The organism is Streptomyces doebereineriae, from assembly GCF_031845645.1.
Classification (GTDB): Bacteria; Actinomycetota; Actinomycetes; order Streptomycetales; family Streptomycetaceae; genus Streptomyces; species Streptomyces canus.
In genome coordinates, this window is record NZ_JAVREZ010000187.1 from 1 (window position 1) to 474 (window position 474).

The 474-nt window shown below is 73.6% G+C and carries 1 protein-coding gene; it reads left to right on the forward strand.

The window, feature by feature from the left end:
- Positions 1 to 260: 260 nt before the first annotated feature.
- A partial coding sequence (locus RNB18_RS51375) for a condensation domain-containing protein (RefSeq protein WP_311720978.1) occupies positions 261 to 474 on the forward strand: 214 nt, incomplete at its 3' end.

The following is a 474-nucleotide window of genomic DNA, read 5'->3' on the forward strand; positions in this document are numbered from 1 at the left end:
CGCCCGTGCCGTGCAGCTTCCGCCACTTCAACAGCTTCGGGGGCTCCTTCCACTGCGCCACGCTGGACGTCCGCCGCCGGGGCGGACTCGACTCCTACCTGGGGTGAGGAGCCCTTGTGAACCGGGGCGGGCCGAACGCCCGCCCCGGCGGGCCCACGGCCTGTGCACCGGTGACCGCCGCCGCACGGAAGCCGTACCGGCCCCCGCACCGTCACGGCCGTCGACCACGGCCGCCGACGCCGCCTGATTTGGGGTGTGAGATGTCAGAACGCCGTCCCGAGCCCGTCGGCCTGATGCCGGGCCAGCGGGGCCTGTGGTTCGCCCAGCGCTTCGACCCGGACAGCCCGATCCTCAACGTGGGTGAGTACCTGGACATCGCCGGCCCGCTCGATGCCGCGCTGTTCGACGAGGCGCTGCGGCGGACCGTCCAGGAGGCGCAGACGCTGCGGCTGCGCTTCTCGGAGGACGACGGGG